Below are 20,421 nucleotides of genomic sequence, written 5' to 3' on the forward strand. Positions count from 1 at the left end.
CTTCATACCTTTGCGAAACGGGGTCTTGCGCATGTCCGCTAATGCTAGGAAAGTTATCGTCATTGGTGAGTTGAATGTGGATTTGATCTTCGCCGATTCAGATATTCAGCCTGAACCGAATCGCGAGAAGCTGATTCAGGATTTTCGGCTTGCGTTAGGCTCTTCTTCTGCTATTACAGCGGCAGGCTTGGCTGGATTAGGCGTGGACGTTTCTTTTGTTTCCCTTGTCGGCGCGGATGAGCTCGGCCAATTCTGCGTAAAGGAATTAGAGCGGCTTGGCGTTGATGTTACGCATGTTGTAGTAGACAACAATGTGCGCACCGGAGTTACGCTATCCCTATCAGATGGCAAAGATCGTTCGCTTCTGACGTATATGGGAGCAATTGGCGCCGTTTCGCCTGCAATCATACCGGAGGGAATTTTTCTTGATGCTGCGCATGTGCATTTTGGCTCGTATTTCCTGCAAGAGCAGATGAAACCGCATTGGGCCCAGGTGTTCAAGAAGGCCAAATCGTATGGCCTCACGACTTCCTTCGATTCCGGATGGGATCCATCTGAGAATTGGGATCGCGAGCGAGTTCGATCACTGCTAGCTTTTACCGATTGGTTCATCCCTAGCGAAGAGGAAGCAATGCGAATTTTTGAATCGGATACGATAGAAGGTTTACCGGATTGCTTGCCGGAAGTTCGTGGTACGGTCGTGGTAAAATGCGGAAGCAAAGGCGCTATGGCCGTATTCCAGGATGGTCTTGTCGAGTTCGCTCCTTCCTTCTCTGTAAATCCGGTCGATACGACAGGTGCAGGCGATTCGTTCAATGCCGGGTTTATTACAGCTAAACTCGAAGGCAAAACCGATTCTGAAGCGCTCGTGTTCGCTAATGCTTGCGGGGCACTATCTACCCTTGCGATTGGCGGAGCCGGTGCGGTCTCGCGCGAGGGATTGGCAAAGCTGTGGCCGAAGGGGTTGCAGACAATATGACGGAAGCTTCGAGTGGACTTCCGATTGTGTGTGCTTCATTGAATACGGCGATTGATAAGCAGCTTGTCCTCCCCGCTCTGCATCTGGGTGAGGTGAATCGGGTAACGCATGTGGATGCCACTGCGGGAGGAAAAGGACTTAATGTTGCGCGAGTAACGGCGGCACTCGGCGCTCCCGTCTTGGCGACCGGATTCGCCGGAGGCAGCAACGGCTCGTGGATTATGAGCAAATTGAAAGAGATTGGCCTTGAACAGCAGATGATCCCTATTGAGCAAGAATCTCGCATTTGCTTGAATATCATCGAGGAGGACGGTCGCCGTTCGACCGAGTTGTTGGAACCAGGTCCGGTAATCTCCTCCGAGGAAAAAGAGAGATTTATAGCAGCATGGCGGAGCTTATGTGTGCCGGGTCGGTGGTTAACGCTATCCGGTAGTTTACCGCGGGGGCTTGGTGATCGATTCTATGCGGAGCTAATAACAGAAGCCAATATGGCGGGTGCTAATGTTGTGCTAGATACGAGCGGCATACCGCTTGCGTTAGGCGCACGAAGCGGTCCGCATACGGTCAAACCGAACGAGGATGAATTTCGGCAATGGTCCGGCTCCGATCCTCGTGATTATGGCGCCGTCCGCCGAATGGCAGCACAGCTCGGCGAGTATGGCGTACAAAACTTGATTGTTTCTCTGGGCGTTGACGGTTGCCTTGCCGCAACACCGGACGGACGGTTGTGGCTGGCGACTCCTCCGAGCATCCAACCTGTAAATGCGGTTGGATGCGGCGATTCCTTTGTCGCAGGCTGGACCGTCGCATGCTCACGCGGCATGGACATCTCGGCGGCACTGCGGTACGCAGTCGCTGTTGGCACCGCAAATGCGATGACTCCCGGCACCGGGCAAGTAAACTTAGCCGATGTAGCGGTGCTGCTTCCGCTAGTGAATGTCACAAGCCTTTAAATTGTGGTCGCTAACCGAACGCAACGTATTTATCATGAGAAAGAGTTGCTCCTGCAGCAACTCTTTCTTCATGTCCGAATCGAAATGCTGATTGTGTAGCTCCCAAAGCTACTCATTCCACGAATCTGCCACTTTTCAGCGAATGTGTTGCTCCTAGAACTACTTTTTACTCATATTCAGCACCCTACAGCGAATGTGTTGCTCTCAGCGCTACTCTTTACTCTAATCCACCACTTTCCAACGAATGTGTTGCTCTCAGCGCTACTCTTCACGTGAATCCACCACATTTCCACCAATGTTGTTCCCTAGGCGAACTACTTTTGCATTTACTATCAGTTTTCCGCCAAAGTAGATCTCTCTGTGAGCTACTTTGGCGAATTTCACCTGTTTTCCGCCAATATGGATCCCTAGGCGAGCTACTTTTGCGATTTTCACCTGTTTTCCGCCAAAGTAGATCCCCTGATGAGCTTCTTTTGCGAGTTTCCCAGGATATCCGCGTTGAGTTTCCCAAAAGAAAAAACGTCCGCTCCTATTAATGGAAGCGGACGTCTCTATTACAATGCCCATCAATCGCGCCAGTCCAATAGGACCCCAAGCGCTACATCCTTGCTGTTCAACAAAAGCTCGTACCCTTGTTTAGCTTGTGTACTCGGAAGCTTATGCGTGATGAAAGGTTCCACTACTAGTTCACCTGTTTCTATAAGCTGCAGCATCTCGCGATAGAGCGAGCCAGATGATGGAAGGCCGTCGATATCTTTGATCGAGGCATGTGCCCCGATTAAGCTGACGCCTTTGCGGTGGATATGGTCATACACGTTCATGGTGACCAGGCCGCGCGTCGATCCCAGCAATATCACCTGTCCGTGCACTCTGCACAGTTCAAGCGCCGTATTCACTAGTGCCGGAACCCCCGTTGCCTCGACGACGATATCAGGGTCTTTGCCGCCTGTAATCTGATGAATGGCTTCCATCAAACCCGTCCCCGATTGCACGACATGCTTCAAATGGGTATTACGGGCTAACGCCAGTCGTTCAGCTACCATATCGACTCCGATCGGGATGGCTCCCTGCCTCGCGTACAGCTGTGCCGCTAAATTACCGACCAACCCCATACCAAGCACGACTACATAATCCCCTTCTCGAACACGCGCCTGTAGAACGGATGTCATCGAGATTTCGGCAATTCTGGCGAATAGAGCCTGCTGTGGTTCGACGCCGTCTGAGAGTTTGACAATCTCCTCATCCGAGGCGCCAAACACGCCATAACTCGCATGATGCCCCACTGTAAATACGCGATCGCCCACCTCAAAATCAGTGCCGTCACCGGCAGCGATCACTTCACCAACAGCAGCATAACCCGGATAAAACGGGAATTTGGCGAATCGATTTCGCGGATTATCGATATCGATATGAGTGCCCGTATACAGCGCAAGCTCCGTGCCCGGACTGATTAAGCTGTACGTGGTCTTGACCACTACTTGATCGTCTTCCACAGAAGCGAGATCAAGAACCCCCGCTTCATATGCAAGCTCAAAAGGGCCGGGAAACACCAGCTTCGTAACTTCCAACTGTGAATATGTCATGTATCGCTTCCATTCCTTTCTCCATGACGATACTGCTGCGCAAACGTAACGGCACCGATTAGTCCAGCGGAATCACCTAATTTCGCTTTCAGAATCGCCGGTTTCTTGGAATTGACGTACCGCTCATGGATTTTGTCGCGGATCGGTCCGAGCAGCAGATCGTCTGCTTCCGCAACCCCGCCCCCAATAATGACGGCATCCGGGTTAAGCAAACAGACGGCGGTCAGCAATTTGGAGCCGAGCACCCCGCCAACATATCGAAAAATCCCCTGTGCAACGACATCACCTGCCGTAGCCGCGGTGTAGACATCGAATGCAGTAGGTACCCGGTTCAATGAACGCAAAGAGGTACACGAGCCATCACGTTCAACCGCCTCCCTCGCAAGTCGAGCAATACCGGTTGCGGACACGATGCTTTCCACGCAGCCCTGTTGCCCGCAAATGCAAACGCCGTCTGCCCCATCCACCGGATCATGTCCGATTTCCCCGGCAAAATAGTCCCCGCCCGTAACGATACGTCCGTCAGCAAAGATAGCCGCCGCGATGCCTGTACCTACTGTCAAACAAAGCACATTGCGATAACCCAATCCGGCACCTGCAATCACCTCGCCTAGCGCATAGATTCGCACGTCGTTGTCGATTCGTACCGGGATGCCCAAACGACTGCTCATCTGTTCAGCGAATGGTACGCCAAACCAGCCCAAATTCGATGCCGCTTCTGCCCTGCCACGAGACGGGTCCACGATGCCGGGAACGCCCATGCCGCATAATGCCAAGCCATCTGAACAACCGGCATCCTTCGCCAATATGAAAATTTCTTCGGACAGCGAATCAAAGAATGTTCCGGGAAGGTCCGTTTTATTCGGCAAATGTGGCAGCAGCGTTGGGATCGACTTCTTCTTAAGCAGCTGCCGCGAGTGATTAAAAATACCGATAACGGTATTGGTACCTCCGATATCTACGCCTACATAAGCTTGTTTCAAAGCCATTGCTCCCAGGTCCACCGCTGCTTCAGCCATCGGTCTCCCTCCGATAAACCGACTTCCCTCGAACATAGGTAGCCACGATTTCGAGTTCCGGATCTAGCAAGAGGAAATCCGCATCTTTTCCCGCCTCAAGCGACCCCTTAGAAGCGGAGACTCCTACTTGACGCGCCGGCACCGAAGTCATAGACGGCAACAGCTTCTCTAGCGAATAACCCGTGAAACGTATCGCATTCCGCAGCGCATTAATCATCGTAAGCGAGCTTCCTGCAAGACTGGAGCCATCCTTCAAATAGATTTGCCCGTTATGCATCGTGGCCTCACCGTAATCCCCATCAGCGAGACCGGCGCAGGTGACGGCATCCGTAATCATGCAGACATGATCCGGACCTTTCCGATCGAACAACAACTTCACTACCGCCGGATGAACATGAATGCCATCACAAATCAGCTCCGTTGTCAGCTCCTCCAGCATCAGTCCCGCACCGGCTAGGCCAGGCTCGCGGTGGTGTAGCGGACTCATCCCATTAAAGTGATGCGTGGTATGACTAAGGCCGCTGCGAACGGCTTCGCATACCTGTTGATAGGTTGCATTCGAATGTCCGGCCGACACCGTAATCCCCAGACTTACCAACTGCCTCAACGCTTCAAGTCCCCCGCGCACTTCAGGCGCAAGCGTCACCAATCTAATCTGGTGCTCGGCTGCTTCGATCAACTGCTGAATCTCCGGCCCAGCGGGCTCGCGGATATCGGCTTTACTCTGTGCCCCTCGCCTCGTTTCATCAATATAAGGCCCTTCCAGATGAATGCCGATCAAGTCAGCCCCAGAGACGCCTTCGCGAATAGCGGCAGCAATTTTACCTAACGCAAATGAAATTCGCTCAAGCGGCGCTGTGGTCGTCGTCGCCAGAAACGAGGTTGTCCCGTTCGCCGCATGGAATCTACTAATGCCGTCCAAGTGCTCGTACTCACCAGTCATCACACTGTAGCCGTTGCCGCCATGAATATGTACATCTATGAAACCGGGGATGAGAAGCAAGCCGCTCACATCCTGCATCACCACCTGAGATTCCACATTCAACTCAGACCCGCCGATAGCGGCTATCTGGCCATGGTCGTCTACAATAACCTTGCCTTGCTCCACGATGCCATTAGGTGTATAAACAGAGGCGCCAACATAGCATATGGCTTGCGCTGCCATCGCTTCATCCCCTTTACTTATTCAACTGGGCCATATATTGCATGAATGCCGGAAAAGCAATCGTCGGATCTTCAATGTCAGGATGCCATCTCTTCTCCCACTCGAAGGACAAATAGCCGTCGTAGCCGTTCTCTTGAAGAATAGCCAGACAATCTGCAATCGGCACATCGCCTTCACCAAGCAAGCAAATTCGTTCACCTTCACCGGTTCCGCTAATGTCTTTCACATGCACATGACGGACATGCTCGCCAAGCTTGGCGTACGTTTCGCTCGGTAACTGGCCATCGCCATGCATGCACGTCACCTGGATATCCCACAACACGCCGATCGCGGAACAGTTCGTCCGGTTCAAGACTTCTCGCAAATCATCATGATTGGCAAAATCGCCATGCGACTCGATCAGCACGCTAACTTGCTTACCAGCCGCATATTCACCTAAAGCCTGCAATCCTGCAGCTACTGCGGCAAATACAGGCTCCTTATTGCTTGGATCCGGAATAGCATCGCCGAACACGCGAATATAAGGGACGCCTAGCTTTTCCGCCAGATCAATAGTAGCTTTCCCCTCTTGAATAGCTGCCTCGTACCGATCCGGGGAGTGGAAGAAACACGAGGTGCTGAGACAACAGATCGACAACCCGTTGCTGCGTAGGACATCCTTCGTCGATTCAATTTGGTCAGGCAAGAATGGCGGACAATTCGGGAGAAACATTTCATCTTGAATCCCTCTGACCTCAATGCCATCGCAGCCTAATCCGGCCGCTTCATCGATGATCCGCTCCCAAGCCCAGTCCGGACAACCAAGCGTGTTGATGGCAAGCTTCATTTTCGACTTCATGTTCGCTTCATCACCTTCGATTTCCTTAGATTTTGCCAAGCAGCCTATTGTGACGTTCTGTTGCAAACTTGACCAAACCAGCGACCTGCCGGTTAAACCGAAGCTCGCCCTCTTCCGCTGTAGCGTCCGAATACAACATGGAACCGCCAATGCCAAGATGCTCGCGCGTATGTCCCAGATTGGCAGCCATGTTGACTCTGTCCTTGTTCAAATGCAGCATCATACTCGTTTCAATGCCTGCCGCATGATCGCTGGCACGGCGCGGATCATCCGCATCCATCAGCAAATAATCCATCGTAAAACAGACCGGTTCGACGCCTTCGGGCGATTTGCAATGGAAGCACACTTCATCGAGGACATTTTGCTGAATCGAAGGATTGTGACCGGATACGAGCACGACGAGCTTAAAGCCGCGATTTAAGTAGTTCCGGCATGCGTTGATGAGCAGCGCGGAGAAAAGTGCCGTATCCATGGCATAAAAAGAACCCGGAAGCTGGTAGCCTGCAGTCGCATCCATCCCATAGCCGATTCCAAAGCCTGCATCCCAATAAGCATCTGCCGCAAAATGAATCGTAGGCATCACAACGCCGCCCGCTTGCTTCGCCGCTTCCAAACATAAATGCTCGGCTTTAAGCGAATCGACGCCAAGCGGATTCTGTCTCCCATGCCACTCCAACGTACCGAGCGGCTGAAATGCAACAGGGAACTGCTCTTGAATAGATAGCAGCTCCCCCGGGCGCAAGTAGATAGCCCTGACTTCATCAGGAATCGGTTCATTAGGAATTTCGCTTCGTACTTTATCCGCTTCATAATAGGTTCTCATGATCCTTACCTCCGCTCCTTACACATGTTCCAAGTAACGATTCTTGATTAAGGAGAGCGACTCATCGCCATCTAACTCCCAGATCGCCTTGTTGAAAATCTCCACTTCGATCGGGCCGTTATAACCCGCTCCTTCAACGGCCTTACGAATGCGCCGCAGATCGATAACCCCATCCCCCATCATGCCCCGCCCCATTAGCAGGTCAGGCGTCGGAACTATCCAATCGGACACATGATATCCGACAATTCTACCGGCTGCTCTAGCAATCTGTTCATATAATGACGGATCCCACCACACATGAAACACATCGACAACGACGCCGACTTGATCCGGTCTATACCTCTCGGCGATTTCATTCGCTTGCGACAATAAGTTGATCACCGAACGCTCAGCTGCATACATCGGATGAAGAGGTTCAATACCAAGCTTAATCCCATACGACTCCGCAAAGGGTACCAACTCGGCGATCCCTTCCTCCACCATAAGCCTGGCTGCGGCAATATCTTTATCCGGAGCTGGGCCGCAGACAAGGACGAGTACATCCGTTCCGAGCTCAGCCGCTTCTTCGACCGCCCGCCGATTATCATCCATCCGCTGCAGGCGTTCTTCTGGGGTAGCTGCCGGAAACATGCCGCCGCGACATAAGCTCGAGACCTGAAGTCCGGAATCGCGAATCAAACGCTTGGCTTCGGTTAATCCTGTTTGTGCCAATTTATGACGCCACAGCGCAATCCACGGAATGTCGGCACGCAAGCATGCCTCTACGGCTTCCGGCAGCGACAATCGATCCGTCGTAATTTGATTCAAGCTAAGCCGCTTAAAGGTCGTCAATTCTTCCAAGCCGTTCACTCCCCTCTACTCTATGCCTGCCAGTGCGAGTACTTGCTTCATGCGGTGAACAGCCAGCTCCGGCTTCGCAAGCAGCCCGGCTTGATCGGCTAACGTAAACAGTTCCGCAAGGTGAACGATAGACCTCGCACCTTCCGCACCGCCCAGCATTCGGAAATGCGATTGATGTCCGTTCAGATACGCCATAAACACGATGCCTGTCTTATATGCGTAAGTCGGTCGACGGAAAATATGCCGGGATAACGGAACTGTCGGATCGAACAACGCATGATACCGTGCAAGATCACCTTGATCGAGCGCATGAATCGCTGCTGCGGCTACCGGAGCAATTGCATCGAATATGCCGAGCAAGGCATGACTGTACCCTTGCTCATCGCCAAGAATCAGATCGGGATAATTGAAATCATCCCCCGTGTACATCCGAACACCGCTCGGCAGCTTACGCCGCATCTGCACTTCTTTATCCGCATCAAGCAGCGAAATCTTTATGCCGTCTACCTTGTCTTGATGCGCGTGAATGATGCGAAGACACACGTCCATCGCCGCATCCGCATTGCGCTCCCCCCAATATCCGGCGAGTGCGGGATCGAACATGTCGCCGAGCCAGTGTAGAATCACCGGACGGGAGACTTGACGCAGAATGCTGCCGTACACGCGTTCATAATCTTCCGGCGATTTCGCTGCGGCAGCCAATGCGCGGCTTGCCATCAGAATGACTTGCCCGCCTCGGCTCTCGATATATTCGCACTGTTCTTCATAAGCGCGAATGACCTCATCAATCGTTACTTGCGGTCCCGGCATGAGCTGGTCCGTTCCGGCGCCGCAAGCGATTTTCCCCTTCACCGACTCCGCTTCCTTCAACGAGAACCCAATCAGCTCTTTGGCGCGGAGCCAATCCAGCCCCATCCCCCGCTGTGCCGTGTCCATCGCTTCCGCCACGCCAAGGCCAAGCGACCACAGATGATGGCGATACGCCATCGTGGTCTGCCAATCAATCGCAGCTCCGAGCAATGGCTCTGCCTCGGCGAAAGGATCACAGACGACATGCACCGCGGAATAAGCGATCCGTCCCCGCAAAGGTCCGGAAGGTGCGGCAATCGGCGCAGTTTCAACGAGCTCATACCGATATAACTCGCCGCCGGCACGAGGTAATACTATATTTTTCCTCATCATCGTGGGTTACACCTCCTACAGTTCCAAAGCCGGTACGTCGACCCAGCGCCGCTCGGCCCAAGATTGCAATCCAAGCTCCGCCATCTGCGTCCCTTTTGCACCCTCAAGCAGGTCCCACTGGAAGGGGTTCGCGTCGTCAACAACATGCTTCAAGAAGAGCTCCCACTGCACCTTGAAGCCATTCTCGAACACCAGATTGTCCGGCATTTCCTGCCACTGCTGCGTGAACTGGAACGGATTTGGAATGTCCGGATTCCAGACCGGCTTCGGCGTATTCACGCGATGCTGCACTTTGCAATCCCGAAGACCGGCAACGGCGCTGCCCTCGGTGCCATCCACCTGAATGGTTAGGAGATCATCACGATCTACGCGCACCGCCCACGAGGAATTCGCTTGAACGACGATTCCGTTCTCGAGAAGGAACGTCGCATATGCCGCATCATCTGCTGTACATGCATAACGTTCCCCCTGCTCATCCACCCGCTGCGGGATATGCGTCGCACCTAGGCACGAAATCGCTTTCACTTCCCCGAATAGATTGTCAAGCACATAACGCCAATGCGCGAACATATCGACGATAATGCCGCCGCCATCCTCTTTGCGATAATTCCACGATGGACGCTGCCCTGCCTGCCAATCTCCCTCGAATACCCAATAGCCGAATTCCATCCGAACCGATAGAATCCGTCCAAAATAACCCGAATCCACAAGCCGTTTCAGCTTCAATAAGCCGGGTAGGAACAATTTATCCTGCACAACGCCGTTCTTGACACCTGCTTCTCTCGCCAGTCGCGCGAGCGCAAGCGATTGTTCAAGGCTGTCCGCCGTCGGTTTCTCGCAATAGATATGTTTGCCTGCTGCGATCGCCTGTTTAATGCTCTCCGCACGTCGGTTCGTAGTTTGCGCATCAAAATAAATCGAATAGCTGGAGTCCGCCAAACAGGTTTCCAAGTCCGTGCTCCATTTTGCAACGCCATGTTTCTGTGCCAATGCCTGCAGCTTATGCGCTTGTCGACCGACCAGAATCGGATCCGGCATAATCGTATCTCCATTCGCAAGCTGGATACCGCCTTGGTTCCGAATCGCCAGAATGGAACGGATCAAATGCTGGTTTGTACCCATTCGTCCTGTAACGCCGTTCATAATAATACCGATCGTATGAGTAGTCATTTGGTAGTACCTCCGTTAAGTAGAAGTTGATAAAAGGTAGGATAGGGCGCCGATAGTCGGGCGCCCTGAATCAATCCATAAAACCTGTTAATTTCCGCCATTCTTCAAATACTCGAAAGCGCCGATATCGATTTTGCCTTTCTCCGGTCGTTTCTCGCTATTCTGATGCAGCACATACTGTTTCTCGATCAAACCGTCATATTGCCCCGGCAATCCCGCCCCGGCATCGATGAGGGCAGAGCTGGCGCTGAGCTTGTAATTCTGTCCGCTCAGTGAACCATCGATCCATCCCGGATCCGCTCCTGTTAACGTGCCTATGTTCTTAGCCGGTACGCGGAGCGGCTCATTGAAGTCGTAGTAATAGCCTGCTGTGAACCAGTTGTTGCGCAGCTCGATTGAACCGTCGTCATCCGTAATGACAAGCGGAGCCGGATTAGCGCCAGCTTTATGGAATACATTGTTGCGCGCATCCACATGTTTGCCCGGTGCATAGAACAGCACCGTCCGTTCGATCCGGCCCGGATCTTTCAGGCCAGGCACGCCGTCTTGTCCATACACACGCTGCTGTCTGTAAGTCACAACCGTGTTATTAAAGAAGTTCAGCGTACCGTGACGATCCGGAACCGTGACGTTATCGCCGCCGAAGTTAATAATCTCATCGTCGCCCCAAGTATCGAACAGATGATCATGTTCGATCAGCACGTTGGCATAGACAAACGAGTCATTGTAGGTTGCATCAAGGACGATACGCGGTGAATCCTCGGCATCATCGAGCGCAATTTGCCTTCTGCCGCCTTCGATCCAGTTGTATCGCACAACGGTTCCGGCTCCGCGATCCTTTAAGCCATACCCTTGCGAGCCTGGCAGCAAATCGCCGTAATGGTTATTCTCGTAAACGGTGCCGATTGCCGCGATATAGCTGTTATGCTCAAACATTCTGCCGACGTTTCCGTTGCCATAGATGGAATTGCCTTGAATGAGCATATTTTTCGACGTGTAATCAATCACCGCTCCTTCCCATACATACATCGAGGATGTCCCGAATATGCCGTTTCCGTTGTCATGAATCTTATTGTTACGGAGTGTAATGTGATCGCCGTTGTCGACCCAGATCCCGGAAGCATTAAATCCATAGCTGGCCAGTGCACCGCTTGCGTTCACATATTTCTTCGTTGCGTGGGCGTTAAACACTTCGAAATTCTCGAAGGTCACATACTTCGCCGGCTTGCTGTCTTTGCCGATACGTACAAGCGAGCGATTCGCATTAGGAACCGGATTTAGTGGTCTGAATACAGCCCCGTTCCCGTCAATCTTCGGAAGCTCGCCGTTTGGACCGGGAACACCATGAATAAGGATCGGCTGGTCCTTCGTCCCTTCCGCAAAGATGCCTATCTTCTCTTTGTAAGGTGTTTCGCGGTAATACACATAGACGACATCGCCTGCTTTAAGCGTTTCCCATGCAAAATCATTGATGTTCTCGTACGTTTTGCCCGGCCCGATTTCGATTGTAGCCGGCGGTGCTTCGTTCACACCGGGCTGCTTCTTCGAGGAATCCGGCACCCAGTTGCCGTATTTCACGCGGCTAAGGTCGAACTGGAAGGTAAGCTTCTCCGAGTCTGCTACGCCTGTCAGATCGATCGGCTCCTTGTAGATCATCCAAGAGGTGCCGGCATTCCCAGCTACGGAGAACGCTACGCATTTGGAATCGTTGACCCCACAATCCTTCGCTTCAATTCCATTGATGGAATAGGTGTAGTAGAGATCATCTTCATTGATGAAATTTTGAAAATAGAACGGTTTATCCGCTTGATTCGCATAGATGGACGTGCTTCCGAGGTTGATCTTGTCCACGTAAACGGCATCCTTGTCTGCCGGCCAGCCGCCCACCGGTTCACCATCGTCATTAAGCGCAGCATCTGCAGGTACAAAAGCAATACTGCCCAGCTTCCCATCTGCTACTAGCGTTTTCAATACCGAAACTGGCATCTTAATCGTTTGAAAGCCGTCCTTCTGATCCACCTCGAATGCGAAGCTTTTCTCGGCATCATAAGCTCCGCTTTCGGCATCGACGTTAAATAACGCCTTCAGCTTCACCGGTGCAGCCGCTCCATTAGCTGTACTAACACTGCCGATCATGAGCAATGAAATCAGCATGGAAGCGACAATCGTAATCATAAAAGCTCGTCTGGGTGATGGATTGACCATTCCTGCAAACCTCCCCGAAATCGATAGTTGAATTTCTTGTCTACTTGAACGTACCGCAGATTGCCCCCGGAAACTACAGTAGCCTTTTGCGAACCTTCATTCTTCTTCGACTAGTTTAAAATCTGACCTGAATCTTAAAAAAAGAGAAGAACCTAATGGCTCTTCTCTCCTGATCGTGATGCGGAATTCTAATACTCGAATGCTCCGATATCAAGTGTTCCGTTTATTGCGCGAGCCACGGATAGTTGATGCTGCACATACTCGTTGCTTACCGGGAATGCGCTCGCGTTTGCATGCAATGAGGTGCCGGCGTTAATAAGTGCAGATCCCGTTGTAGGACGCAGGTTCAACGTCGAGAAATTCGTGAAGCCCGGCGATGTTCCCGTTATCGTGCCGGAATGGGTGACTGTTCCACCTGAGCCTGCTGCTATATTCGTATAGCCAGTGTTAATCCAGTTGTTGTACAGATTTGCTGTACCGGTCTGGTCAATAATTCGGAGTGCAGAGGTCGAAACGCTCTTATAGAAAACGTTGTTTCGTACATCAGCTGTTTCACTGCTCGTAGACAAACGCATCAAGGTCGCATTGTCCGTCCGATTCGAGATAAAGGTATTGTTATACAAATACAGCGTACCTTTGCGGTAAAGCGACGTTGTCCCATTATCGCCTCCATAATGAACGAATTGCGGGTTACGCGTATCGTTTGGCTTGATGAGTACGTTGCCATACACGAATGTCTTATGATAGTTGGCGTCGCTTGAAATAGCTGTCGTATCATCGCCTTCTACTAAGTCGATCTGACGATTGCCGCCCTCAATCCAGTTGAAGCGAACGACCGTACCGGAAGAACGGTCCTTCAGATTGTTTCCGGTGCAGCCGCTGCATAGATCTCCTAACCGATTGTACTGGAACGTGATGCCGATCGCAGCGGTGTAAATGTTATGCTCGTAGACGCTGCCACTGTTGCCGTTACCGTAGATATAGTTCTTCTCGACAAGGATATTCCGCGAAACGCCGGCATCTGTGCTCGCAACGAACAGTCCGTTACCGCCATCCGTGATGATATTGTTGCGGAACGTGAGGTTCTCGCCGTACTCGACGAAGATCGGCGAGGCCGCTTTAATATAGGCTACAGAAGTGCCGGCATTGTTGGTATAGTTGTAGCCTAATTTAGCGCCGCGAATCTCCAAGTTCTCGATCGTGATGTATTTCGGCAAGTTGCCTGTTGATGGATCGGAAGCACTTCCTGCGAATCTGGCACCGCCGATTTTGATAACGGAACGGTTATCGTTCCAGAAATCAAGCGCCGAGCGAGTCGTTGCACCATTGCCGTCGATAACCGGACGCACGCCGCTGGCGTTTGGAACGCCGGTTACCGTAATTGGCGCTGCAGCCGTACCCATTCGTGAGATGACGATTTTCTCTTTGTACGGCGTCGATCGCCAATAAATTTTGACCGTATCGCCTGCCACCAGGGATTCCCACGGAACATCCCCGATATTGGTGTAGGTTTTGCCTGGGCCAACCTCGTAGATCGTAGCCGCATAAGCTTTCTTGATCTGGGGCGTGAAGCTGAATACCCCCATTACGAGCGACAATGCAAAAAGCACAACCAATGATTTTCTTCTCATCCTCTTCCTCCTCGTTTCGTTTATCCTCCGGGTCATGACTGCACCTTGGATGCAAATCGGCTTCTCTTCACCTCCGCGTGTATCAGAATGTCCCTACTATAGAAAAAAACCGACGAAATGCCTATCGTCGGTTTTTTAAGTCTCTCATCGTTTTCATGCTTTCGAACAAAGTGACTAATTGGAAGCCAAATTGGCCTCTCCGAGGATACGGATTGGTTCCGGGCTTTCAGCTTTCATCGCATCAGCACGATCGGGAACATGGGTTATGGTTCGCACCCAAATGTTCCCTGCTGCAGGATTGTCTACTGTCAGCCTGACGGCGGTAATCGTTTTGTCCGGATAGGGATTGGCGATCAGCCATTTGTAGAAGGTTTCTTCACCAATCCGCACAGGTAAAGAAGTGAAGGCTGCTTCATACAGGATCGGATCTACGTCATATTGCGCTGCCGTGTGGACACTGCCTTTGGTCAGCTTCCGATTCCAGAATCGATCCTTATTGGAGATGTTGAAGCCATACGTAATCGGTACGCCAACCCGCGAACCATCCTCATATTCAAGCACATACTCCCCTATCCGATATTCCTTATTGTCGAGGTAGATGCCGTCGATGAATTGATGGTACTCACGAATGTGATCCGTCGTATGAAGCACCTCCACGTACGAAGTGCCGGCACTGGATCCCGCTTCTCGCAGCGCTTCGCGATACCTGTATCGATATAGCGCTTCGAAAGCAAGACTCGCCGTTTCCTCGTGCAAGGTATCGTCGTACGAATCACGCCAGAATAGATACGCCGCATAAGCCATGGAGAACAGTACGCCATTTCGCTGCAGGTTCTCTTCCTTCAAGGCGCTCCAGTTGGAAATAATGCCGCCGAGCGGTCCATCGCTAAGTCGCGTACTCCAATCTGCAAAGGAAGGTCCATCGAAATTTCCGAATACAACCGGCATCCCTCGCTCGATAAAAGGTTGGTCAAAATGCCGTTCAACGCCCCAATACCAATGCATCATCATAATATCGTTCGGCACCAGATCAATCGCTTTGTACGTGGCCGGGATCGTTTCCCCCATATAGACGCCGGTGTCATAATCGACCATGCGTCTCTCGGAGCCGCCATAGGTTTTCCCATCGGCGGTAATCGCATTAAGCAGCTTCTCGCTCCAAATCATCGTCTGTGCGCCGCGTTCTTGCAAATAGGAGTAGATTCGCTTGATGTCATCCGCATATAGCTGCTCAGCCGGTTTCGTTTTACACTTATCGCATAGCCCGATGGAGTAGAGCTCATCATGACCGATATGAACCGTCTTCGGCTCAAATACCTCCAGTACCTCGTCCAGTACATCAAACAATAGTTCATACGAGCGTTCGTCAGATGGACAATAGGTATCGGGATAAGGGTCATTATGACGTTCTCGGATTTCGGGATGATTGATGAGCAAATAATCGCAATGGCTGAGACAAGGCACTTCCGGTATGACATCTAAGTTGCGCTCTTTGCAATAATCGACGAGCTCCCGCACTTGTCGCTGCGATAGGAAACGGCCTCCGCCGTTCTCGGCATGGATCGAATTCTTGTACCAGGAGAAGGTTTTCTCCTGAATAACGATCGTCTTCCCGCTGTATTCGTACATTTCCTCGCAATAACGAACCCAGCCTTCGTTAATCTCAGGATGTTTCTTATATTCCATCGCCCCGCCGACCTCAATGACAATGGTGTTGTATTTGAAGTGAACCAGCATATCCACGAACGATTTGAAATATGCGATGCCCTCCTCCGTCGGAAGATACACCTTCAATCCTCTTACCGGACAAGTCGGAACGTTGTAAATGACGCCTTCATTTACGTAACCCTGGCTACGGTCCGCATACTTGGATAGGGTTACTGTTCCATACATCAATCCGCTTTCCTGCTCGGCATAAACCGTAATTTCATCCGCCGCGAGATGAATCACATAACCTTCCTCATGCTCCGCATACTCGCACTTCAGTTGTTCGCGGATTATTGCGCGTACAGCTGCCGTCACGCCGTAACGGAATGTAATCCGTTTATATTGCGCAGCTTTCGACTGCTTACTTGCGACGCTGCTCAGCATTTCCTTCATGAATGGCGTTTCGCAATCGATAGCCGTATCCTTCGTGATCCAATTCCCTGTCTGTTCCCAAGCTGCATGTGCCGTCAAATAATCGTTCATCTCTCAACCTCCGGGTTCCGAGTTGAATTCCCTATACGATTGTCACTTCAAATTGGGCAGAAATTCCAGTCGCTGTATCTTTCGCCGTCACGGTCCAAATTCCTGTGCGCGCATTGTATGGAATTGCGACCTCATGCACGTAATTGGTTCGCTCTAATCGGATATTATCGCTGTACAGCCAATCTCTCGTACCGTCCGGCGCGCATATATGAATGCTAATCACGCTTTCGAAGCTAGGTTCGGCAAGCGGATCGGTTTCAAGCGCGAAGCTGATTTGTTCCGTTGCTCCGCGTTTCCATTCCCGATTGGCTGTCACGCCTAAGTCGACCACTTGGCACGGCAGCAAGGAAAATAGCTTCGTATCCCCTTCGGCAAGCGCGAATTCCGCATGATCGGTGTAGCCTAAATAACGGCGTTCCCGGATATCGTAGACATGTGCAAAGTTGGCAAAATCGAACCGAAGCAGCGATGCCTCTTGCTCTTGCTTCTTCCCTCCACCGACCGCCAATCCATCATGACCCAACGATTGCACATCGCCCAGTTTGCGGAGTACCGCCACATACGACGCAGTCCCATTCGTATAATAGAAGCTTTCGCAGCCGGCAAGAACAGCCTTGCCGTCGATGTTCTTAAGTTCGGCAGGTTTACTCGCTTCTGAGAGCTTGATTACGTGGCCGATTAACTCACGAAGTGCCGCGCCCCCGTTTGCTTGCCGGCGAAGCTTCGTATACTCCGCCATTGCGAGATTCAAATATACAGCTTTTCCCTCACCATATTGGTGAATATTCACAGCCGCGATCTTACGCATGAAGTCATCGCGGAAAGCAGGCTGTCCAGCCGCTGAACGGGTGCCGAATTCCGCAATCCGTACATCCTGGAACGATGCATCCGGTGCAAAATAAACGAAGTCGGCATTCGGCACGAAGCCGTCATTGTTATAGAATGGCTCTGCCTCAGTCGACAGCCGCTCGATTCCAAACAGATTGTCAAGCTGTCCTTGCATCAGAGGCGTGCAGTGCTTATTCATCAAGCCCGTCTGAATATCCCCAATAATAACGCCGCCTTGCTGAACGAAGCGGGTAATCTCGGCCGTCTCCGCATCGCTTAGCGCGATGGAATAGGGCAGTACGAGCAGCTTAAACTTACTGCCTATCAGCTCGCCGGCTTCGATTTGCTGAGAAGCCACAAACGAGTATTGATACCCGCTGTCTTCCAGCAGATCGATCCAGCCTTGACGGTTACTTTCGAAGCGCGCTTTGTCCGACGCAATCGTTGTGCCACGTACGGAAGCCATCGAATAATGAATGGCGATGCCGCAATGATCCCGCTCAGCCACATGAAGAAGCAGCTTGCCGATTCCCTCTTCACGAATTTCTTTGAACGGGACGCTGAGATCCTTTGCACTATTGCTTAGTGAATAATCCGGGTTCAGCATGCTGAACTCCCAGAAAATATTACATAATGTCAGCCCGTGATAGACGCCATGCCATACACCGTGTTTGGCAGTTACGCCATCGACCCCATAACCGAACCAGCCGCCAATAATGGTGCCGGGCTTCGCGAAGGAACGGTGGAACTCGTATTGGTTGCCGACTCCGTAAGCTTCGAAATAACCGACATGCTGATGAAGGCGGTAATAATCATAGCCGGAGTATGCTGTGGACGCTTGGCAGCCGGACATACGAATGACGCCTCCATCGTCTTCCCCCTTAACGATGGAGGCAATTCGCCGATAAGCTTCAATAAACGTGTTCTCCATAAAGCGGCGATGATCTGCCCAAGGTGCATAGCTGGCTTTTCTTTTCGCTTCCTCGCGTGTGAGCGGATACGCTTCATTCCAGCTGCTATATGCAGTTCCCCATGACAGGTTAAGCGCTTCAATATTGCCTCCATATTCTTGTTGGAGCCATTCTTGCATCTCTCCTATGCAGTGGGAACAGAAGCAAAGATCGAGCTCATCGGTATAACAAGTGAGCGAGCCTTCATCATTGGCGAAATAGGCAATCGGCCCGAAGTGCTTGAATTGCGATACCTTGCCCGTGATTTTATGCTGCAGCTCCTGCCAGAACGCCGGATCATTCAGGCAAGGAATACGAACGAGATATTGTTTATCCTTCGTCCGATAATACTGTTCCTTCCGTTCCACATAAGGCCCTCGATGGTACCAATACACGCCGAGTCCTTCAGCCCCTGACATCGTGAGCGTCTTCGAGCTGCCGGGGAACAAACCGGTAATGCCGATCTCCTGATAACGCTCGCCGATGAGACCGAGAAAATCGCCATGGCCGCGATTTTGCGGAGCTGTGAACACTTCGAAATCGTCGATTCGTCTTACAGACGGCGTCACTACGATTTTCTCCGACGTCCAGCGTTGCACAAGATGATTCCCGATGATCACATCTGCTTGTACCGTAATATGCATGGATTTCATCGCCGTTGTTCGGTATTCATGGGTTAACTGATCCATACCGCCTTTAAATGCCGTCACGGATTGCTTCAATACTTGACCGAAATCATCGACGATCTGAACGCGAAGCTTACAGGGTTCACCTTGCAGCTGGAGAATCACTTGCAGCGTTTCATCCCCTTTAAGCGACTGTTGGCTTACCGTAGCTTCAGCGATAAACGCCTTTAATGGCTGGGAGAGACCATAGGTAGCAAAGTCCACTAACGATCCTGCAGCAAAAGCATTCAACGCAATGCGGAATTCGCCGCCGTTCGTCAACTCCGCGGGTAATCGAAGCACACCGTCCACGCATTCGCCTTCTGCAACAACCTCATCATAAGCATGCTTAATCGAATACCGGATACGTTCTGGGGTGACGGAACCCGACGTACAAATGATCCATGCCTGTTCCTTGCGAACAGGCGGCTCTATCAAACAACCGGGTTCGCGTTGAGCAGCCCAGATCACACTTCGGTAGACAAGCTCATAGAACGTTTCCAGATAGTCAAAAGAACAGTTCCTCTTTGCGCCAGCCCATCTGTCAATTACCGCATCGTAGGTTGATTCCTTGCCGGTGAACTCTTTATGCTGAGGCAGGATATCGCGCGGGTAGTAACCGAACGCGACTACTCTGCCTTTGCCGCAGCTCTTCACTGCAGCAACTGGCGAACCATCCGCAGCTTCGATCAACACATCGCCGGCAGCTTGATAAGGATAATAGGCCAGCTCCTCGCAAGGCAGCAGCTCAAGCGGAATGCCGTTTGTTATAAAGTGAGACTTCGAGGCCGCCCATCGGCCAGATTTCAGCAAATCAAAACGCACCTTCGGGTAGCCCTCTCCGGCATTATTGTCGACAGCGAACCCTTCTTCGAACAGGTTCACAAGCGGCGACAGCGCTTCGAGCTCTGCAGACTTTGGCTTGTCCTCCCCATGGAAAGGACGCATTAACACTAAACCCGCGCCTGCCTCCACACGGCGAAGAATCGCTTCTCGGGATGCAGCCGTAAAATGCGACCAGCCATTTACCGCCGGAATAACCAATACGTCAAAGTGCTGCTCTGAGGTCAGCACCTTCTCTAAGTTGTCGAACATAATGTGCTGATCATCGACCGATGCCCGAATATCGTAATAATCGCCAAGTCCCCATTTGTTCAAATCCCAAGCCCTGTCGATTGTTACCGTCTCATACGCCACTCCGGTTCTGCGTATGAATTCGACGATCTCGCGCCCATGCTTCACGCTTGGTACAAAGAACAGCTTCAATTTCTCGCCTGCATACGATGTTAACCGGTCTGAATAATCGCCGCCAAAGCTCGTTTCGTAGGTGATGTCATACATTTTCTCCACCTTCAAGTCGCCTCCTAAGCTTACTATCGCGTTGACTCCTGCCACATCAG

Annotated in this window: 15 protein-coding genes; 2 read left to right on the forward strand and 13 right to left on the reverse strand. The window is 51.7% G+C overall.

Annotated elements, in window-relative coordinates:
- The first annotated feature begins 31 nt into the window (after positions 1–31).
- Entirely contained in the window at positions 32–979 is a 948-nt protein-coding gene (locus AC6ESO_RS21235) for a carbohydrate kinase family protein (RefSeq protein WP_497093130.1), read from the forward strand.
- Positions 976–1,932 (forward strand): 1-phosphofructokinase family hexose kinase, encoded by a 957-nt coding sequence (locus AC6ESO_RS21240; protein ID WP_497093131.1) that lies wholly within the window; start codon positions 976–978, stop codon positions 1,930–1,932. The genes AC6ESO_RS21235 and AC6ESO_RS21240 overlap by 4 nt, the downstream gene beginning before the upstream one ends.
- A gap of 261 nt (positions 1,933–2,193) precedes the next feature.
- Here AC6ESO_RS21240 and AC6ESO_RS21245 read toward each other — a convergent pair whose 3' ends face one another.
- From AC6ESO_RS21245 to AC6ESO_RS21305, 13 genes are all read right to left on the reverse strand, one after another.
- Positions 2,194–2,499, reverse strand: coding sequence for a hypothetical protein (locus AC6ESO_RS21245; RefSeq protein WP_497093132.1), 306 nt, complete (start codon positions 2,497–2,499; stop codon positions 2,194–2,196).
- A complete protein-coding gene (locus tag AC6ESO_RS21250) occupies positions 2,499–3,515 on the reverse strand; it encodes a zinc-dependent alcohol dehydrogenase (protein WP_497093133.1) in 1,017 nt (338 codons plus the stop codon). The genes AC6ESO_RS21245 and AC6ESO_RS21250 overlap by 1 nt, the downstream gene beginning before the upstream one ends.
- Positions 3,512–4,534 carry an ROK family protein gene (locus AC6ESO_RS21255; RefSeq protein ID WP_497093134.1) on the reverse strand — a complete coding sequence of 341 codons (1,023 nt, stop codon included), beginning with the start codon at positions 4,532–4,534 and terminating at the stop codon, positions 3,512–3,514. The genes AC6ESO_RS21250 and AC6ESO_RS21255 overlap by 4 nt, the downstream gene beginning before the upstream one ends.
- Positions 4,527–5,699, reverse strand: a complete 1,173-nt coding sequence (gene nagA, locus AC6ESO_RS21260) for an N-acetylglucosamine-6-phosphate deacetylase (protein WP_497093135.1) — start codon at positions 5,697–5,699, stop codon at positions 4,527–4,529. Before nagA ends, AC6ESO_RS21255 begins: the two co-directional genes overlap by 8 nt.
- 13 nt (positions 5,700–5,712) lie before the next feature.
- Positions 5,713–6,537 carry a sugar phosphate isomerase/epimerase family protein gene (locus AC6ESO_RS21265; RefSeq protein ID WP_497093136.1) on the reverse strand — a complete coding sequence of 275 codons (825 nt, stop codon included), beginning with the start codon at positions 6,535–6,537 and terminating at the stop codon, positions 5,713–5,715.
- 25 nt (positions 6,538–6,562) lie between these two features.
- Positions 6,563–7,360: a creatininase family protein gene (locus AC6ESO_RS21270; protein WP_497093137.1), complete on the reverse strand. Its 798-nt coding sequence runs from the start codon at positions 7,358–7,360 to the stop codon at positions 6,563–6,565.
- Positions 7,361–7,378: 18 nt separating this feature from the next.
- Positions 7,379–8,200, reverse strand: coding sequence for a sugar phosphate isomerase/epimerase family protein (locus AC6ESO_RS21275; protein ID WP_497093138.1), 822 nt, complete (start codon positions 8,198–8,200; stop codon positions 7,379–7,381).
- A gap of 15 nt (positions 8,201–8,215) precedes the next feature.
- A complete protein-coding gene (locus AC6ESO_RS21280) occupies positions 8,216–9,379 on the reverse strand; it encodes a dihydrodipicolinate synthase family protein (RefSeq protein WP_497093351.1) in 1,164 nt (387 codons plus the stop codon).
- Positions 9,380–9,397: 18 nt separating this feature from the next.
- Entirely contained in the window at positions 9,398–10,552 is a 1,155-nt protein-coding gene (locus AC6ESO_RS21285) for a Gfo/Idh/MocA family protein (protein WP_497093139.1), read from the reverse strand.
- Between the two features lie 87 nt (positions 10,553–10,639).
- Positions 10,640–12,757: a right-handed parallel beta-helix repeat-containing protein gene (locus AC6ESO_RS21290; protein WP_497093140.1), complete on the reverse strand. Its 2,118-nt coding sequence runs from the start codon at positions 12,755–12,757 to the stop codon at positions 10,640–10,642.
- 188 nt (positions 12,758–12,945) lie between these two features.
- The gene (locus tag AC6ESO_RS21295) at positions 12,946–14,388 is read right to left on the reverse strand and encodes a hypothetical protein (RefSeq protein WP_497093141.1); all 1,443 of its coding nucleotides are present in this window, start codon (positions 14,386–14,388) and stop codon (positions 12,946–12,948) included.
- 174 nt (positions 14,389–14,562) lie between these two features.
- Entirely contained in the window at positions 14,563–16,578 is a 2,016-nt protein-coding gene (locus AC6ESO_RS21300; protein WP_497093142.1) for a family 20 glycosylhydrolase, read from the reverse strand.
- Between the two features lie 31 nt (positions 16,579–16,609).
- Positions 16,610–20,362 carry a beta-galactosidase trimerization domain-containing protein gene (locus AC6ESO_RS21305; RefSeq protein ID WP_497093352.1) on the reverse strand — a complete coding sequence of 1,251 codons (3,753 nt, stop codon included), beginning with the start codon at positions 20,360–20,362 and terminating at the stop codon, positions 16,610–16,612.
- Between the last annotated feature and the right edge of the window lie 59 nt (positions 20,363–20,421).

It is taken from the genome of Paenibacillus rhizoryzae (assembly GCF_059686995.1).